The 17,550-nt window shown below is 64.6% G+C and carries 13 protein-coding genes; 4 read left to right on the top strand and 9 right to left on the bottom strand.

All coding sequences use genetic code 11. The annotated features are described in order from the left end of the window. Window positions 1-4 precede the first annotated feature (4 nt). Window positions 5-1,330: an ammonium transporter gene (locus ACVWZP_RS09065; RefSeq protein ID WP_046383912.1), complete on the top strand. Its 1,326-nt coding sequence runs from the start codon at window positions 5-7 to the stop codon at window positions 1,328-1,330. Window positions 1,331-2,735: 1,405 nt separating this feature from the next. Here ACVWZP_RS09065 and folD read toward each other — a convergent pair. From folD to ACVWZP_RS09020, 9 genes are all read right to left on the bottom strand, one after another. Beyond that, window positions 2,736-3,653 (bottom strand): bifunctional methylenetetrahydrofolate dehydrogenase/methenyltetrahydrofolate cyclohydrolase FolD, encoded by a 918-nt coding sequence (folD, locus tag ACVWZP_RS09060; RefSeq protein ID WP_082643919.1) that lies wholly within the window; start codon window positions 3,651-3,653, stop codon window positions 2,736-2,738. A gap of 63 nt (window positions 3,654-3,716) precedes the next feature. Next, window positions 3,717-5,396, bottom strand: coding sequence for an APC family permease (locus ACVWZP_RS09055; RefSeq protein ID WP_046383910.1), 1,680 nt, complete (start codon window positions 5,394-5,396; stop codon window positions 3,717-3,719). An 88-nt stretch (window positions 5,397-5,484) separates the two neighbouring features. Continuing rightward, window positions 5,485-7,794 (bottom strand): DUF1989 domain-containing protein, encoded by a 2,310-nt coding sequence (locus ACVWZP_RS09050; RefSeq protein ID WP_079445009.1) that lies wholly within the window; start codon window positions 7,792-7,794, stop codon window positions 5,485-5,487. 13 nt (window positions 7,795-7,807) lie between these two features. Then, window positions 7,808-9,175 carry an NAD(P)-binding domain-containing protein gene (locus ACVWZP_RS09045; protein WP_201022142.1) on the bottom strand — a complete coding sequence of 456 codons (1,368 nt, stop codon included), beginning with the start codon at window positions 9,173-9,175 and terminating at the stop codon, window positions 7,808-7,810. Between the two features lie 21 nt (window positions 9,176-9,196). Next, window positions 9,197-10,063: a formyltetrahydrofolate deformylase gene (purU, locus tag ACVWZP_RS09040; protein WP_457369686.1), complete on the bottom strand. Its 867-nt coding sequence runs from the start codon at window positions 10,061-10,063 to the stop codon at window positions 9,197-9,199. 30 nt (window positions 10,064-10,093) lie between these two features. Next, complete coding sequence (locus tag ACVWZP_RS09035; protein WP_457369685.1) at window positions 10,094-11,224, bottom strand: aminomethyltransferase family protein; 1,131 nt, start codon at window positions 11,222-11,224, stop codon at window positions 10,094-10,096. A gap of 40 nt (window positions 11,225-11,264) precedes the next feature. After that, window positions 11,265-12,281 carry a heme-dependent oxidative N-demethylase family protein gene (locus ACVWZP_RS09030; RefSeq protein ID WP_102618264.1) on the bottom strand — a complete coding sequence of 339 codons (1,017 nt, stop codon included), beginning with the start codon at window positions 12,279-12,281 and terminating at the stop codon, window positions 11,265-11,267. An 11-nt stretch (window positions 12,282-12,292) separates the two neighbouring features. Further along, entirely contained in the window at window positions 12,293-13,222 is a 930-nt protein-coding gene (locus tag ACVWZP_RS09025; RefSeq protein WP_046383905.1) for a PDR/VanB family oxidoreductase, read from the bottom strand. Then, window positions 13,219-13,665 carry a dimethylamine monooxygenase subunit DmmA family protein gene (locus ACVWZP_RS09020; protein WP_046383904.1) on the bottom strand — a complete coding sequence of 149 codons (447 nt, stop codon included), beginning with the start codon at window positions 13,663-13,665 and terminating at the stop codon, window positions 13,219-13,221. The genes ACVWZP_RS09025 and ACVWZP_RS09020 overlap by 4 nt, the downstream gene beginning before the upstream one ends. Window positions 13,666-13,913: 248 nt before the next feature. On the opposite strand from ACVWZP_RS09020, the gene ACVWZP_RS09015 reads away from it, so the two are divergent. The 3 genes from ACVWZP_RS09015 to ACVWZP_RS09005 are packed head-to-tail and all read left to right on the top strand — an operon-like array spanning window position 13,914 to window position 16,335. Beyond that, entirely contained in the window at window positions 13,914-14,960 is a 1,047-nt protein-coding gene (locus ACVWZP_RS09015; RefSeq protein WP_046385319.1) for a sensor histidine kinase, read from the top strand. Continuing rightward, the gene (locus ACVWZP_RS09010; RefSeq protein ID WP_046383903.1) at window positions 14,929-15,588 is read left to right on the top strand and encodes a response regulator; all 660 of its coding nucleotides are present in this window, start codon (window positions 14,929-14,931) and stop codon (window positions 15,586-15,588) included. The genes ACVWZP_RS09015 and ACVWZP_RS09010 overlap by 32 nt, the downstream gene beginning before the upstream one ends. Continuing rightward, complete coding sequence (locus tag ACVWZP_RS09005) at window positions 15,589-16,335, top strand: PAS domain-containing protein (RefSeq protein ID WP_057006014.1); 747 nt, start codon at window positions 15,589-15,591, stop codon at window positions 16,333-16,335. It abuts the gene before it with no gap. Window positions 16,336-17,550: the final 1,215 nt, after the last annotated feature.

The raw sequence follows: 17,550 nt of genomic DNA, 5'->3' as shown, positions 1-17,550 counted from the left end.
GAACATGATCAATCGTCTTCTCGGCAAATCCCTCTTCGGCTTATTGGCCGCCTGTGCCTTCGCCCCCTTGGCCCAGGCCGCCGATGCGCCCACCTTGAACACCGGCAGCACCGCCTGGATGGTCACCGCCGCGGTGCTGGTGCTGTTCATGTGCCTGCCGGGGCTCGCGCTGTTCTACGGCGGGCTGGTTCGGGCGAAAAACATGCTCTCGCTGTTCACCCAGTGTTTTGGCGTCGCCGGGCTGGTGGGCGTGCTGTGGGTGATCTACGGCTACAGCATGGTGGTGGATACCACGGGCATGGTCGAAGGGCAGGTGACCTTCAACAGTTTTGTCGGCGGCCTGAGCCGCGCGTTCCTGGCGGGGATGACCCCCGAGAGCCTGGTGGGGGATATTCCGGAAGGCGTGTTCGTGACCTTCCAGATGACCTTCGCAATCATCACCCCGGCGCTGATCGCCGGCGCCTTCGCCGAACGCATGAAGTTCTCGGCGGCGCTGCTGTTCATGGCCATCTGGTTCACCCTGGTGTATGCCCCGGTGGCGCATATGGTCTGGGGCGGTTCGGGGGCCTTGATGCATAACTGGGGCGTGCTCGACTTTGCCGGTGGCACCGCCGTACACATCAACGCCGGTGTGGCCGCGCTCGCCGCATGCCTGATCCTCGGCAAGCGCAAGGGCTACCAGAACACGCCGATGCCCGCGCATAACCTGAGCCTGACCATGGCCGGTGCGGCGATGCTCTGGGTCGGCTGGTTCGGCTTCAATATCGGCTCCGGCGGCGGCCTCAACGGCACCTCGGGGATTGTCATGCTCAACACCCAACTGGGCGCGTGTGCGGGGATTCTCGGCTGGATGTTCACCGAGTGGTTCAAGGTCGGCAAACCCAGCGCCCTGGGCCTGGCCAGCGGTGCATTGGCCGGTCTGGTGGGGATCACCCCGGCGTGCGCCTATGTCGGCGTCGGCGGCGCGTTGGCCATCGGCTTGCTGTGCGGGGTGTTCTGCTACTTGAGCGTGACCGTGTTGAAGCGGCGCTTCGGCTACGACGACAGCCTCGACGTATTCGGCCTGCACGGCATCGGCGGCATGATCGGCGCGGTGCTCACCGGGGTGTTCTGCGTGCCGTCCATGGGCGGCCTGGTGGAAGGCGTGACCATGGGCGGCCAAGTCGTCGCCCAGATCAAGGGGGTGTTGCTGACCACGGTGTACTGCTTCGTGGTCAGCTGGATCATCCTCAAGGTGGTCAATGCCCTGGTCGGCCTGCGTGCCCATGAGTCGGTGGAAGAGATGGGCCTGGACCTGGCCGAGCACAACGAGCGCGCCTACAACCACTAACGGCCCACTGCAGGAGCGAGCTTGCTCGCGAAGGTCGTTAACGATAACGCGGGCATCCTGGATGACCGCGTTGCCTGGACGTTTTTCGCGAGCAAGCTCGCTCCTACAAGTGCAGCGCCAGCGCTCGGGGCAGGGCTTTGCGTTGTAACTAGCTTGCCACCAGGGTGTTCTTCAGCCTGCGAGCCCATGAGTCGGGACCTGGCCGCCTACAACCCCTGAGAACCCTGTAGGAGCGAGCTTGCTCGCGAAGGTCGTTAACGATAACGCGGGCATCCTGGATGACCGCGTTGCCTGGACGGTTTTCGCGAGCAAGCTCGCTCCTACAGGTGCGGCGCTAGTGCCCGGGGCAGGGCTTTGCGTTGCAACTGGCTCGCCACCAGAGTGTTCTTCAGCCTGCGAGCCCATGAGTCGGGACCTGGCCGCCTACAACCCCTGAGAACCCTGTAGGAGCGAGCTTGCTCGCGAAGATCGTTAACGATAACGCGGGCACCCTGGATGACCGCGTTGTCTGGACGGTTTTCGCGAGCAAGCTCGCTCCTACAGGTACAGCGCCAGCGCTCGGGGCAGGGCTTTGCGTTGCAACTGGCTCGCCACCAGGGTGTTCTTCAGCCTGCGTGCCCGTGAGTCGGGACCTGGCCGCCTACAACCCCTGAGAACCCTGTAGGAGCGAGCTTGCTCGCGAAGATCGTTAACGATAACGCGGGCATCCTGGATGGCCGCGTTGCCTGGGCGTTTTTCGCGAGCAAGCTCGCTCCTACAGGTGCGGCGCCAGCGTCTGGGGCAGGGCTTTGCGTTGCAACTGGCTCGCCACCAGGGTGTTCTTCAGCCTGCGTGCCCGTGAGTCGGGACCTGGCCGCCTACAACCCCTGAAAACCCTGTAGGAGCGAGCTTGCTCGCGAAGGTCGTTAACGATAACGCGGGCATCCTGGATGACCGCGTTGCCTGGACGTTTTTCGCGAGCAAGCTCGCTCCTACAGGTACAGCGCCAGCGCCCGGGGCAGGGCTTTGCGTTGTAACTAGCTTGCCACCAGGGTGTTCTTCAGCCTGCGAGCCCATGAATCGGGACCTGGCCGCCTACAACCCCTGAAAACCCTGTAGGAGCGAGCTTGCTCGCGAAGGTCGTTAACGATAACGCGGGCATCCTGGATGACCGCGTTGCCTGGACGGTTTTCGCGAGCAAGCTCGCTCCTACAGGTGCGGCGCTAGTGCCCGGGGCAGGGCTTTGCGTTGCAACTGGCTCGCCACCAGGGTGTTCTTCAGCCTGCGAGCCCATGAGTCGGGACCTGGCCGCCTACAACCCCTGAAAACCCTGTAGGAGCGAGCTTGCTCGCGAAGGTCGTTAACGATAACGCGGGCATCCTGGATGACCGCGTTGCCTGGGCGTTTTTCGCGAGCAAGCTCGCTCCTACAGGTGCAGCGCCAGCGCTCGGGGCAGGGCTTTGCGTTGTAACTGGCTTGCCACCAGGGTGTTTTTCAGCAGGTAGGCAATCGTCATCGGCCCCACACCACCCGGCACCGGCGTAATCGCGCTGGCCACGGTGCGTGCGCTGGCGTAGTCCACATCGCCCACCAACCGCGTACCGGTCTCGGTGCTGATGCGGTTGATCCCCACATCGATCACCACCGCGCCAGGCTTGAGCCAGCTGGCATCGATCAACTGCGGCCGCCCGACCGCGGCAACGACGATATCGGCCAAGCGGCACAATGCCTGAGCATCGACGCTGCGTGAATGCACCACGGTGACCGAGCAGTTGGCCTGCAACAGCAGGGTCGCCATCGGTTTGCCGACGATGTTCGAGCGGCCAATCACCACCGCGTGCAAGCCACTCAAATCGCCGCAGGTTTCATGCAGCAGGCGCATGCAGCCGCTGGGCGTGCAAGGCGTGAGCACCTCGATGCCTTGCACCAGGCCGCCGACGTTCTCACGGTGGAAACCGTCCACGTCCTTGATCGGGTCAATCGCATGGATCACGGCCGCCTCGTCGATATGCGCCGGCAACGGCAACTGCACCAGCACGCCATTGACCGAAACGTCGGCGTTCAACTGGGCCAGCAGATCGAGCACTTGCGCCTGGCTGGCGTCATCCGGCAGCCGGTATTCAAGGGAGCGAATCCCGACTTCCTTGGCCCGCAGCAGTTTGTTGCGCACATACACTTCGCTGGCCGGATCGTCGCCCACCAGCACGACAGCCAGGGCCGGGAAGATTTTTTGCGCGGCAAGCAGCAGGACCTCTTCGCGAACCTCGTCGAGAACCTGGGCAGAAATGGCCTTGCCGTCGATATCGCGGGCAAGGGAAGGGAGAGTGCTGGTCAAAAGCGTCACCGTTGTCTGGAGAAATAGGGGCGCTGAGGGATAAATCCCTCAGCAATAGGCAGCCCAGGGCATTCAGGCTACCAGTTGATGGCAGGCATACACCACCAGCACACCGGCGATCAGTGTGGCGTAGGGCAGCCAGCCGGCGCGGCGTTGGCCGTCATCGGCCTGGATATACAAGTCACTGAGCATGGCCGCGGGGAAGCGACCTTTGTCCTGCACATAGTGGCGGTAGCAGAACACCGGCAGGATCAACAGCGCCAGCAGCAAGCCGGTGACCAGCGTGCCTGCGCCCCAGATATCCGCACCCAGGCCCATGCACGCCAGGTTGACGAAGCTCAGCACGCCGCCGGCCGCCAGCAGCACGGTGGGGGCCTTGTACGGGCGCACCCAGTCGGGGCGGTCGAGGCGGTGGATCCAGCCGGCGTTGAGGTTGAGGAAGTTGAAAATGATGTAGCTGACGTTGGACGCCGCCAGCACGAACACATAGTCCGACATCAGCAACAACAGCAGGTTGAACGACAGGTCGGTCCACATCGCCGCCGTGGGCGCACCGTGTTCGTTGGTGCGCCCCAGGTATTTGGGCAGCCAGCCGTCCACCGACGCCTGATACAGGGTGCGCGACGAGCCGGACATCGAAGTCATGATCGCCAGCAACGTGGCGAGCACCAGCATGATCAGCACGATATTGGCGACCACCTTGCCGCCGCCGATGCTGTCGGCCATCACCTGGCCAACGCCCATGCCGCTGTAGATCGCCGGCGACAGCAGGCCGCTGTACACCGCCGGAGTCACTACCGCGCCGCTGGCGTCGAGCACCGCCGGGGTCACCAGTTGGCCCAGCCCCAGGCTGCCTTGAAACGCCAGCGGCACCAAGGTGAACACCAGGATGCACAGCAGGCCGGCGTAGAAGATCGCCTTGAAGGTGTCACGCTTGGGGTCCTTGAACTCGCGGGTGTAGCACACCGCCGTTTCGAACCCATAGGTGGACCACGCGGCCATGAACAGTCCGCCGGCCATCAGCGACCAGCCGGACATATCCCACGGGCCGTCGATGACTTGCCCGGCTGCGTCATGGGCCAGCGGGTACAGCGGCAGGAAGTTGGCTTGGGTCGCGTCCCCGGTGAACAACGGCACCACGCCCACCAGCAACAGCGGGATCAGCGAGGTGACCCCGAGCACCAGCGTCAGGCGCGCCGAGCGCAGGATGCCGCCATGCTGCACGGCAAACACCGTGAGCAGAATCAACAGGCCAATGGCGAACGTCGCGTTGATGCGCAACGACAGGCCGCTCTTGACCCAACCCAGGTCAAGTAGGGTCAGTTGCCAGGTGTTGATCAGCGCATCGGCGGGAAACAGCGCGGTGAGGATATACCCCGCCGCCAGCCCCGAACCGATGGACAGCACCGGCGACCAGGCCAGCCAGTTGCACCACACCGACACCGGCGCGATCAACTTGCTGTAGCGCACCCAGGCCACCGCGCCGTACACCGAGGCGCCGCCGGACTTGTGCGGGAACAGCCCGGCGATCTCGGCATAGGTGAAGGCCTGGATAAACCCGAACAGGATCGACACGATCCACACGATCCAGGCCGGTTTGCCCACCGTGGCGGCAATCGCGCCGATGGAGAACAGCACCAGCGCGGGCACGCCACTGGCGACCCAGAATGCACCGCGCCAATCGATCTTGCGGTGCAGGCTGCCCACTGAGCTGGCAGCCTGCGGTACAGCCTCGAACGTCGTCGCTTCCATCTTCGTATTCCCATGTCTGAGTAGCGGTTAAGAAGGGCAATCAAAGTGGGCAGTCAAAGTGGGGTGGCACACATCGGTATCGGGACGATCAGCTACGCACGCGGCTCTTGTCCGGGTCATAGAAAATCGCTGCGCTGACCGTGGCGCTGATGCGCTTCTGTAGGCCATCGACTTTGCCAATCTCAAGCAGGGTGCCGGGCTCGGCGCAGCTCACGTCGACCCGGCACAGCGCGATATTGCTGGCCAGCAACGGTGAGCGGCAGGCGCTGGTGATGACCCCGACCTGGGCGCGGCCGTGGTACACCGGGTCGCCGTGGTGGGCCGCCTCGTTGCCGCCGAGGTGCAGACCGACCAGCTTGTGGCTGGGATGGGCGCTGCGCCGTAACAGGGCGTCGCGGCCGATAAAGTCATCGGTCTTGCTCTTGAGTGGCACGCTGAAGCCGATGCCGGCCTCGAACGGGTCGGTCTGGTCGCTGAACTCGTAGCCGGCAAAAATCAGCCCGGCTTCGATGCGCAACAGGTCCAGCGCTTCCAGGCCGAGGGGCACCAGGCCCAAGGGTTGGCCGAGTTGCCAGATGCGGTCCCACACCCGTTCGGCGTCTTCGGGCTGGCACCACACCTCAAAGCCCAGTTCGCCGGTGTAGCCGGTGCGCGAAATCATCAACGGGCAGCCCTCGAAACCGTCCAGCCGGCCGACCAGGAAGCGGAACCAGCCGAGACTGTCCACACTCGGTTGGGTGGGCGGCGTCCAGACCATCTGCTTGAGCAGCTCGCGGCTGAGCGGCCCTTGCACCGCCAGGTTGTGAATCTGCTCGCTGGCGGACTTGACCCACACCTTCATCCCCAGTTTGTGGGCCTGCTCGCGCAGCCACACACCGGCGTAGTCTTCGCCGCAGATCCAGCGGAAGTTGTCCGGGCCCAGGCGCAGCAGGGTGCCGTCGTCGAGCATGCCGCCGTGTTCGTGGCACATCGCCGAATAGACCACTTGGCCCACCGCCAGACGCCGCACGTCGCGGGTCAGGCAGTATTGCAACAGGGCTTCGGCGTCGGGGCCGATGATCTCGAATTTGCGCAGGGCGGTCAGGTCCATCACGGCCACGCGTTCGCGGCAGCCGAGGTATTCCTCGGTGGCGCCATAACCGTCGTAGCGCAACGGCAGCCACCAGTTGCGGTAGTCGATGAAGCTGCCGGTGAGGGCGCTGGTGCGTGAGTGGAACGCGGTCTCACGGGTCAGTATCGGGTCGGCATCGGCCGTGGTTCGAGTGCTCATGGCGATGGAAAAACGCTCCTTCTCGCGGTAGATACGGACATGGATATCGGTCGGGTTCCAGCCATTGGCCGGGTCGATGTCATCCGGGCACGAGGTACTGCCGCACACCAGCTCGGTCATGGCCCGCAGCAGTACGTAGTCGCCGGGCCGCGACCACGGCTCATCCAGGGTCATCTGCTGGTGTGCATCAATGCCGGTGTTGAAGAAGAAATTGATCGCCGGCCAGCCGTTGCGCGCTTGCACGCCGTAGGGCGCGAGTACGCGGCTGAGGTTGTCGCTGCAGTTGTCGTGCCCGAAATAGCCATGGGATTCGTAGTAGCGCGCCGCGCAGGCCAGGGCGAAGGCGTCGTGGCGCCCGACGGTGTCCTGCACCACCTCCAGCATCGGCTGCATCCGGCGGTCGAAAAACTTCGAGAACAGCCCCGGCGCCGGGTAGGCGCTGCCGTTCAGCGTGCGCGTCACGGTCTGGTCGAGGTCCAGCTCCACGCCGCGATCCAGGGCGCGGCGGTCGAGGGCGACGAAGTCCGAACACTGGCGGCCGGCGACGTCCAGCACCTGCACGTACTGGCCCTTGGCGACGCTGTAGCCGTGGGCCGTGCCCGCGCGCACGGTGAACTCGTCCAGCACCTCGCCCAATGGCTCGGGCAGGGCAGGCACCAGCAGGGGCGACGGGTTGGCCCGTGTCACCAGCAGGCGCAGTTCGCTGGGCCGGTATTGCCGGTCTACGGCGGTGGGCCCGGCGGGAGCGGCGACGATCACCAGCAGGCGGTCATGGGCGACAAACTGCCGAGTGTGACCGGGCGGGCTGGCGTCGTCCCACAGCGCGGCGGCCAGGGGCAATGCCTGCGCGTCGATGCCGCGCCGCTTGAGCGCCTGGCCGACACGCGGTGGCACGCGGCAGGCGCTCGAGCCGCTCAGCCCCCAGCTCGCCAGGGCGCTGCGGCCGCTGGCGTCGAGGGCCAGCAGTTCGCAGATTTGCCGGCCTTCGAGGTCGATCACCTGCAGGCCGTCGCCGGGCTGCAGGTCGACCAGGGTCACACCGCCGGCGGCCACGCGGTAGCGTTCGAGGTTCGGCGCCCGGGCAAACAGCCCGGGTTCTCGCGGGTGGGAAACACGCGGAGCATTCATCATGGGCACCCGCTCAGCCGACTGATTTGATGGGCGTCACGGGCTCGCCCAGGTACGCCGCCATCGAGTCGTCCAGGGCCAGCAGCCACGGGGTGTGGTGCGGCGGCGACTGGGTGCCGGTCATCAGCGAGCGGTAGGACTTGTCGCGATAGCCCATGATGTTTTCGGCCTTGTCGTGCTTCCAGTGCAGAAAGGTCTCGTTGACGGCGGCGATGTCGAAATCCGGGTAGTCGGTGGCGTCCACCAGGTGCTGGATGTAGGCGCCCTGGAACTCGAACATCTGCTGGTTGGTTTCCAGGGTCAGTTCCCGTGCCTGCCATTGCTGGCTGTCGGCGATCATCGCGGCCTGGCTGGGCAATGGAATACGCCCCAGGATCACATCGCGGGCATACCAGGCCTGGGCGTCGAACATGTTGAACGAGTACCACTGGTCCTGCATGCCGAGGTAGATCAGGCGCGGGTTGGGTTCCCAGAACACGCCCTTGTAGAGGTTCATCGGCCACAGGCGGTTGTCGGTCCTGAGGCTCAGCTCATCCGGCAGGAACGGGAAGTGGTGCTTGTAGCCGGTACACAGGATCACCGCGTCGATGTGCTTGCTGCTGCCATCGGCAAAGAACGCACGGTTGTTTTCCAGGCGCTGCAGCAGCGGTTTTTCTTCCCAGTTGTCCGGCCACGCATAGCCCATGGGCGTGGTGCGGTAGCAACTGGTGATGCTGCGCGCGCCATATTTGTAGCATTGCGAGCCGATGTCCTCGGCCGAATAGCTGCTGCCGATGATCAGCAGGTCCTTGTCCTTGAATTCCAGCGCCTCGCGAAAGTCATGGGCATGCAGGATGCGCCCGGCGAACTGCTCGAAGCCTTCGAAGTGCGGCACCTTGGGCGTGGAGAAGTGGCCGCAGGCGTTGATCACATAGTCGAATTCTTCACAGGTCAAGGTGTCGTGGGTGTAGTCGTGGGCGTACACGGTGAAGCGCTGTGTCTGTTCGTCGAAGGTGACCTGACGCACCACATTGTTGAAGCGGATGTAGTCGCGCACGCCGGCCTTTTCCACCCGGCCCTTGATGTAGTCCCACAACACTTCGCGGGGCGGATAGGAGGCGATGGGCCGGCCGAAATGTTCTTCAAAGGTGTAATCGGCGAACTCCAGGCATTCCTTGGGGCCGTTGGACCACAGGTAGCGGTACATGCTGCCATGCACCGGCTCGCCGTTTTCGTCCAGGCCGGTGCGCCAGGTGTAGTTCCACATGCCGCCCCAGTCCTGCTGTTTCTCGAAGCACACCAGTTCGGGAATGGCGGCGCCCTTGTCGCGGGCCGACTGGAAGGCGCGAAGTTGTGCCAGGCCGCATGGGCCGGCGCCGATGATTGCTACACGTAGAGTCATGAGCGTGCCTCCTGAAGGGTTTCAGCGAAAGATCACTGTCTTGTCGTGGTTGATGAACACCCGGTGTTCCAGGTGGTATTTCAGGGCTTTGGAAAGGGCGACGGTTTCGGTGTCGCGGCCGATGGCGACCAGTGAATCGGGCAAGTGGGTATGGTCGACGCGCTGGATTTCCTGCTCGATGATCGGGCCCTCGTCGAGGTCGCTGGTGACGTAGTGGGCGGTGGCGCCGATCAGCTTCACCCCCCGGTCATAGGCCTGGTGATACGGCTTGGCGCCCTTGAAACCGGGCAGGAACGAGTGGTGGATGTTGATCGCCCGCCCCGACAGTTGCTGGCACAGGCCGTCGGACAGGATCTGCATGTAGCGCGCGAGCACTACCAGATCGGTCTGGGTGTCTTCGACGATACGCATCAGTTCGGCTTCCTGGCCGGCCTTGGTGTCCTTGGTGATGGGCAGGTAGATGAAGCGGATGCCCTCACGCTCGGCCATCGCCCGCAGGTCCAGGTGGTTGGAGACCACGGCGGTGATGGTCATGTCCATTTCACCTTTGCGGTGGCGGTAGAGCAGGTCGGTGAGGCAATGGTCGAACTTGCTGACCATCAGCAGCACGCGGGTCGGCTGGCGTGAGCTGAACAACTGCCACTGCATGTCGAAGCCGCCGGCGAGCTCGCCCAGGCCTTTGCGCAGGTTGCCGATATCACCGCTGACGCCCTTGTTGAAGCGGAACACCGCGCGCATGAAAAACTGCCCGGTGAACTCGTCGTCGAATTGCGCCAACTCGCTGATGTAGCACTGCTGCCGGGCCAGGCAGGCGCTGATCGCGGCGACGATCCCGGACGCCGCCGGGCAGGTGATCTTGAGAATGTAATGTTCGCTTGAGGCGTCCATCGAAGGCTCCTGAATGCGGTGAAGGAAGGCTCAGCCCTTGGCCGTGCGCTTGGTTTTTTGCGGGTCGTCGAAGGGCAGGGCGTGGGTGGTGGCGGCGCCTTCGAAGCTGCCGCGCACCTGCAGCGCGATGCCGGGTGCGGCGCAGGCGACGCTCATGCGCGCGATGGCCATCGAGCGTTTGCTCAGGCGCGAATACATGCCGCAGGTGATCACGCCGACTTGCTGGTTGCCCTGCCACAAGGTGTCGCCAGCCTCGGCCGGGCGCACGCCGTCGAGCAGCACGCCGGTGATCTTGAAGCGCTCCTGGCCGCGCAGGCGCAGGTGTTCCTCGGCGCCTCGGAACGCTTGTTTGCCGGGCGAAACCGTGAAGTCCAGGCCCATTTCCCACAGGGTGTCGCCGGCCTTCTGGTCGGCGAAGGGGTACATCTGCGAGTTGTCGTAGGGGAAAAACATCAGCGAGCTTTCCACTCGAAGCCAGTCCAGGGCGGTGAAGGCGCAGGGAATGATTCCCAGGCTCGCGCCCTGTTCGAGGATGCTGTCCCACAGGAACGGGGCGTCCGCGGCCTTGCAGAAAATCTCGTAGCCGCGCTCGCCGGTGTAGCCGGTGCGGGAGATCATCACCGGGCGCTCGAACAGGCGCGTTTGCAGGTGATGGAAGTACGGCAGCTGGCGGATGCCAGGCACGTGCTCGGCGAGAAAATCCACCGCCAGCGGGCCTTGTAGCGACAGGTCGTGCAGATCGTCGTCGAACAGCACCGCCACTTGCCGGCCCTGGGCCGAGCGCACCAGCATTTCATGCCCGGTGCCGGCGCCATGCACGACCATGAACGCATTGGGCCCGGTGCGGTAGACGATGCAGTCATCGACGAATTTGCCGTCCTCGTCGAGCATCGACGCATACACCGATTTGCCGGGATAGAGCTTGGCGATGTCGCGGGTGGTGGCCCACTGCAACAGGCTTTCGGCGTGCGGGCCGACGTAGTGGACTTTTTTCAGGCCCGATACATCCATCAGGCCGGCGCGGGTGCGGATCGCTTCGTGGTGGTCGGCCAGCGCGCTGCGGTAGGTCCAGGCGGTGCCCATGCCGTTCCAGTCTTCGAGGTTCGAGCCGAGCGCGCGGTGCCGCTCAGCCAATGCAGAAATACGCCAGGAGTGGGTCATGTGAGATTCCTTGCTGTGAAAAAGAGCACCGGGAAATGGTTCAGGCGAGTGGATCGAACTGGCTCAGCCACTCGACCAGGGTTTGTCGATAGCGGGTCATGCCCTTGTAGTCGGCGATGGCATCGGGCAGGTCGCGCAGCACGCGGTGCAGGCGGCAGCCCCAGCCGGGGTGGCTGACCAGTTCGTCCAGGCTGATCAGGTAGGTGCGAATGCTGAACATCACTGCGTTGCTGCGCGGCAGGCGCGCCATCACTTGCAGTTCGACCCGCAGATGCACCTGTTGCCCGACGTTCTGCGCGGTGATCCGGCCGCGGTCGGCGCCCCATTGATGGAAGGTTTCCGGCGACGAATCCAGGCGCGGGTTGATGGTCAGGGTCCAGTTCAGGCGCCGGACCGGCTGGCCGGCCTGCAGGTTGAGCAGGTACTTCAGCGCGCGCTCGAACACGCCCATCTGGTGGGCCATGGGCACCGGTGCATGCCACTGCTTGAAACTCATCCCGGCATCGAACGCCAGTGACCAGTCGGCCGGGCTGGTGACCAGGCCGGCGTCCATGTACAGGTCGCCGTCGCGCTGGTCGAGCAGGGCGAAATCCCCTTGCACCTGGCGGCCGATGTATTCCAGCGGTGCGCAGGGCAGGCTGGCGGCATCGCCGAAGATGAACGGTTGATCGATCTGCAGCAGGTGGTTGCGCCAGTGCCAGCGGTCGCCGTCACGCACCAGGCTGAACCACTGCGGGTAGTCGACGGCGAGGTTTTCCATGAGCATTTGCAGCGCATCCCAGGCCGCCGCTTGCATGTGCGGCATCACCAGGTAGCGGCGCGGGTCGTTGTCCAGGATCAGGGCGCGTTCGGCCATTTCCGAGCGGTAGTGTTCGTCGATGTCGAAGGCGTGCTCGTAGACGGAACCCGGGTCGCGGGAGGTGGCCGGTTCGATGTTCACCGAGTACAAGTAGCTGTCCTCGATAAACGGGAACGGGAAGCGACGGATCGCCGCCGGGCTGTTGCGAAAGCTGAAATCGTCGCGATAGCTCAGCACAGGGCTCGATTGCAGGGGCATGGCACTCACTCCTATAGGTCCAGCGAAACGCAGGGGCCGCTGCCGCGTGAGACGCAGGGCATCAGAAATTCGGCCTGCTCGGCCGGGCTGAGGAAACTGTCGCGGTGTTCGATGGCACCGCCTTGATGGCGCGTGATGCACTGGCCGCAGACCCCGCCACGGCACAGGTTGGGCACCTGCAACCCCGCGTGCTCCAAGGCTTCGAGCAGGCTCTGCTCGGCCTCCACGCGCAGGGTGCGGCCACTGCGCAGCAGTTGCAGGTCGAACGGCTGGCCCGGTTGCGCGCCTTTGAACGCCTCGGCATGCAGCCGATTGCGCGGCCAACCGAGGCGATCGGCGTGTTGCTCGACCGCCTCGATCAAGGGTTGCGGGCCACAGGTGTAGACGTGGCTGCCCAGCGGCCGGTTGGCGAGGATGCGGCTCAGGTCCGGGCGGCGGTCGTAGGCGTGCAGGCGCGGGCCGAGGCGCTGTTGCAATTCATCGAGGTAGGCATCGCTGAGGCCTGGCCGGAACAGGTAATGCAGTTCGAAGTCGGCCTGCTGTTGTTCCATCGTGGCGATATAGGCCATGAACGGCGTGATACCGATGCCGGCGGCGATCAGGATGTGCCGGCGTGCGGTGCCATGGGGCGCGAACAGATTGGCCGGCGGCGAAATCCGCAAGGTGTCGCCGACCTGCACCTGGCGATGCAAGTACTGCGAACCGCCGCGAGACGCGTCCTGCAGGCGCACGGCGATGCGGTAGTGGCGCGTGTGCGCCGGGTCGCTGGTCAACGAGTAGGCATTACGCACCGTGCCCTCGGCCAGCGGCAGATGCACCTGTACGTGGCTGCCGGGCGAGAAAGCGGGCAGGGCACCGTCGCAGGCAGTCAGGGTGAACTCGCGCACCACGGGGGTGAGCATTCTGGCCGCACTGACCTGAACCTTGAGGGCGGCGCTCATGGCTGGAACCCCGCGTAGGGCTGGTCGGGGTTGATGCACACGCCGAGGTAAGCCCCCAGACGCCGGGAAAAGTGTGCGCGCACTTCCAGCCCGACGTTGCAGCCGATGCAGTTCAACACCGGCTCTGGGCCTGCGGTCTGGGTCAGCCCGCAATGGGCGCAATACACCTGGCGCAGGCCGGGCATCGTGCAGGTCACGCTGATCTCGTCGTCTTCCAGGCCGGCGGCGCGGGCCTCGGCGTGAATGCGCCAGACAAAGGCCTCATCGCCCAACAGGTAGAGCCGACAACCCACGGTTGCGCTGGCCAATGCCTGTTGTAAACGCCGGCTGAAGTCGGGTTGTTCGCCGCTCAGCAGCAAAGGCTTGTGCAGGTCGGCGGCAACCGCCATGCCGGCGGTTGCCGATTGCATCACCACGATGGGGCGGTTGTGGGTGTGCGTCATGCGGGCTCTCCAAGGTGCGTTTTGTTTCCTGTTGGGAGAGATACTTTCCTATGAGGAAAATCTTCTCAATCTGGAAAAAGGGCTATGCCTTTGGAGATAAGCCTTGTCGCACTGGCGTTCGGGGCATGGAAGTTGCTGGTCTTGCACTAATGCTCAGCAACCGGACGGGGAGTTATCGAAGAGTGCGAACGCGACCGAAGAGCTGGCCGCTCTGGTTGGGGCCTGTGCGCCCCGAACAGGCGCGCAGCGTGCGCAGGCTGTTGGCCGGGTTGCCCCTGCACGCTGACGGTGCCTTGTCGGGTTTTCTGGACCGTTTCGACGCACTGCTGCCCGCCGCCAGGCTCAACCTGATCCTGGGCGGCGAAGACCTGGGCCCGACGCGACGTGGCTTGATCGAGGGCTGCCAGAACGTGGCGCGCTGCCCCTGGCGCGACGCGAGTGCGATGGACACGCCCCAGGCCTGCGGCCCTTGCCGGCAGCGTGGGGTACACCGATTGGTGTGCGCCTTGCCCGAGGGTGAAAAAGGCGCGTTACTGCTCGACACCCCCAGACGGGCCGGTGCCAGTTGGCGCCAGTTGCTGGAGGAAGCAGCGCAAGCCGTGGCGGTCAGCGTGCGTCTGCGCAGCGACAACCGTGAGCAGCAGCGCAGACAGGCAACGTCGCGCCACGGCGCGCTGGCCCGTGAGCTGCACGATTCGGTGGCGCAACAGTTGGGTTACCTGGCGTTCCAGGCCCACGGCTTGCAGTCACAGCTGGGCGCGCCTGCCCTGCAGGACCTGTGCGCCGGCCTCAGCCAGTTGCAACGCCAGGTGCGCGAGCTGATCACCAGCGCACGCCTGACCATGGACGGACGCTCGCTGCGCCAGGCCCTGGCCGACTCCGTCGCGGAGTTTTCGCGGCGTTGCATCATCGTGTTCGAGTTGGATAACCGCCTGGCCGACGATGCCCTGAGCCCGGAAACCGAATTGCAGATCCTGCAGATCGTTCGCGAGGCCCTGGCCAATGCGGTGCGCCATTCCCACGCACGGCATGTGCGTATCGAACTGCGCCAGACCCAGGACGGCGATGCCTCGGTGTCGGTGGAGGACGATGGCATCGGCTTGAGCCCGGCTTGCGATGAGCATAACCATTTCGGCCTGGCGATTATCCGCGAGCGCGCCGCCAGCATCGGCGCGCGGCTGAGCATTGAAGCGATCCGCCCGCACGGCGTGCGCGTGCATCTTGGCCTGCGCCGCCACCACGACCTGCCACACGGGAGTCTCGATGGACTGCACGACCTTATTACTGATCGATGATCACCCACTGTTTCGCAAAGGCCTGGCGCAACTGTTCGATGCCAGCGACGACTTTGAAGTGGTGGGGCAGGCGGCCAGTGGCCGGGAGGGCATCAACCTGGCCGTGAGCCTGACGCCGCAGCAGGTGTTGCTGGATCTGCACATGCCTGGCCTCAGCGGCCTGCAGGTGCTGGACGAACTGCGCCAATTGCGCCTGGACTGCCAGGTGGTGGTGCTCACCGCTTCGATGGACCGCGCCGAACTGCTCAGCGCCCTGCGCCTGGGCGCCAGCGGTTATGTGCTCAAGGAAACCGAGCCCGAGGCGTTGCTGGCGTATATGCGCAACTGCCACAAGGGCGCGATCATGCTCGACTCAACCCTGATCGCCTTGCTCGCCGACCCGGCCGAGCCCAGGCCACACGGTGAGACGCCGGGCGGTGAAAACCTCACCGAACGCGAAGGCCAGACCCTGGCGCTGATCGCCGCCGGCATGAGCAATAAACAGATCGGCAGGGAGCTGGGGATCAGCGACGGCACGGTGAAAATCTATGTGCGCAGCCTGTTGCAGAAACTCAACCTGCATTCGCGCCTGGAGCTGGCAGCCCGGGTACACAGCGGCGCCTTGCTCAAACACGAGGAGCGTCACTAGATGAGGGAAAGCTCTGACGCTTGGGTGCAGACATCGCCCGCGCACCTGATGGATTGTTTTCCCGCCGCCTTGCTGCACCTGCGCGACAACGGCCAGATCGCCCACTTCAACCTGGCCTGGGCCGAGTTGATGGGCGCGCCGGGCGCGGAACGCAACGTCGTCGACTACGTCCACCAGGAAGACCGCCCGCTGTGGCGCCAGGCCTTGCATGAGCTGCGCCGGCGTCCCGAGACCTCGTTCAACCAACGCCTGCGCTTCGTGCATCCGTGCGGCGAGCTGCGCTGGTTCGAGGTCAGTCTCAAGCGCGGCCCGCAGGGCTTCTACTTGGTAGCCGGAGATATCACCGCGCACAAGCGCCGCGAAATCGCCCTGCAGGCCAGCCAACGCAGCAGCATGAGCTTGCTCGACAGCATGCCTGGGCTGATCTATCGCGGCCGTAACAACCGCGACTGGACCATGGAATTCGTCAGTGCCGGCTGCCTGCAATTGACCGGCTACCCCGCCGAGCGGTTGGTGGACAACCATGAGTTCACCTACAACAGCCTGATCCTCGCCGAGGATGCCGACTACGTATGGCGCGAGGTGCAATATGCGTTGTCGCGCCAGGAGCCGTTCGAACTCAATTACCAGATTCGTTGCGCCGACCAGTCGATCAAGCACGTATGGGAGAAGGGCGTGGGGATCTATGCCGATACCTGCGAGGTGCTGGGCATCGAGGGCGCGATTTTCGAGCGCAGAGTTCTGTAGGAGCCGGCTCGCCGGCGATGGTCGTCAACGATGACGCGGGAAGCCTGGATGCCCGCGGTGGCTGTGGTTTTTTCGCTGGCAAGCCAGCTCCTACCATGGGGCATAACCCTGTAGGAGCCGGCTTGCCGGCGATGGTCGTCAACGATGACGCGGGAAGCCTGGATGCCCGCGGCGGCGGTGGGTTTTTCGCTGGCAAGCCAGCTCCTACAGTGGGGGCATAACCCTGTAGGAGCCGGCTTGCCGGCGAGGGTCGTTAACGATGACGCGGGAAGCCTGGATGCCCGCGGTGGCTGTGGTTTTTTCGCTGGCAAGCCAGCTCCTACAGTGGGGGCATAACCCTGTAGGAGCCGGCTTGCCGGCGAGGGTCGTCAACGATGACGCGGGAAGCCTGGATGCCCGCGGTGGTTGTGGGTTTTTCGCTGGCAAGCCAGCTCCTACCATGGGGCATAACCCTGTAGGAGCCGGCTTGCCGGCGAGGGTCGTCAGCGATGACGCGGGAAGCCTGGATGCCCGCGGTGGCTGTGGGTTTTTCGCTGGCAAGCCAGCTCCTACCGTGGGGGCATAACCCTGTAGGAGCCGGCTTGCCGGCGAGGGTCGTCAACGATGACGGGGGAAGCCTGGATGCCCGCGGTGGTTGTGGGTTTTTCGCTGGCAAGCCAGCTCCTACCGTGGGGGCATAACCCTGTAGGAGCCGGCTTGCCGGCGATGGTCGTTAACGATGACGCGGGAAGCCTGGATGCCCGCGGTGGTTGTGGGTTTTTCGCTGGCAAGCCAGCTCCTACCGTGGGGGCATAACCCTGTAGGAGCCGGCTTGCCGGCGAGGGTCGTTAACGATGACGGGGGAAGCCTGGATGCCCGCGGCGGCTGTGGGTTTTTCGCTGGCAAGCCAGCTCCTACCGTGGGGGCATAACCCTGTAGGAGCCGGCTTGCCGGCGAGGGTCGTTAACGATGACGCGGGAAGCCTGGATGCCCGCGGTGGCTGTGGTTTTTTCGCTGGCAAGCCAGCTCCTACCGTGGGGGCATAACCCTGTAGGAGCCGGCTTGCCGGCGAGGGTCGTCAACGATGACGCGGGAAGCCTGGATGCCCGCGGCGGCTGTGGTTTTTTCGCTGGCAAGCCAGCTCCTACCGTGGGGGCATAACCCTGTAGGAGCCGGCTTGCCGGCGATGGTCGTTAACGATGACGCGGGAAGCCTGGATGCCCGCGGTGGCTGTGG

The organism is Pseudomonas sp. TE36184 (assembly GCF_054060055.1).
Note: the sequence above shows the minus strand (reverse complement) of the source record. Positions and strands in the feature narration are given on the sequence as shown.

Coding starts and splice junctions, on each gene's coding strand:
- ACVWZP_RS09020 (WP_046383904.1), bottom strand. CDS start 13,665: ATGACGCACACCCACAACCGCCCCATCGTGGTGATGCAATCGGCAACC.
- ACVWZP_RS09025 (WP_046383905.1), bottom strand. CDS start 13,222: ATGAGCGCCGCCCTCAAGGTTCAGGTCAGTGCGGCCAGAATGCTCACC.
- ACVWZP_RS09030 (WP_102618264.1), bottom strand. CDS start 12,281: ATGCCCCTGCAATCGAGCCCTGTGCTGAGCTATCGCGACGATTTCAGC.
- ACVWZP_RS09050 (WP_079445009.1), bottom strand. CDS start 7,794: ATGAATGCTCCGCGTGTTTCCCACCCGCGAGAACCCGGGCTGTTTGCC.
- ACVWZP_RS09065 (WP_046383912.1), top strand. CDS start 5: ATGATCAATCGTCTTCTCGGCAAATCCCTCTTCGGCTTATTGGCCGCC.
- ACVWZP_RS09055 (WP_046383910.1), bottom strand. CDS start 5,396: ATGGAAGCGACGACGTTCGAGGCTGTACCGCAGGCTGCCAGCTCAGTG.
- ACVWZP_RS09035 (WP_457369685.1), bottom strand. CDS start 11,224: ATGACCCACTCCTGGCGTATTTCTGCATTGGCTGAGCGGCACCGCGCG.
- ACVWZP_RS09005 (WP_057006014.1), top strand. CDS start 15,589: ATGAGGGAAAGCTCTGACGCTTGGGTGCAGACATCGCCCGCGCACCTG.
- ACVWZP_RS09045 (WP_201022142.1), bottom strand. CDS start 9,175: ATGACTCTACGTGTAGCAATCATCGGCGCCGGCCCATGCGGCCTGGCA.
- ACVWZP_RS09010 (WP_046383903.1), top strand. CDS start 14,929: ATGGACTGCACGACCTTATTACTGATCGATGATCACCCACTGTTTCGC.
- purU (WP_457369686.1), bottom strand. CDS start 10,063: ATGGACGCCTCAAGCGAACATTACATTCTCAAGATCACCTGCCCGGCG.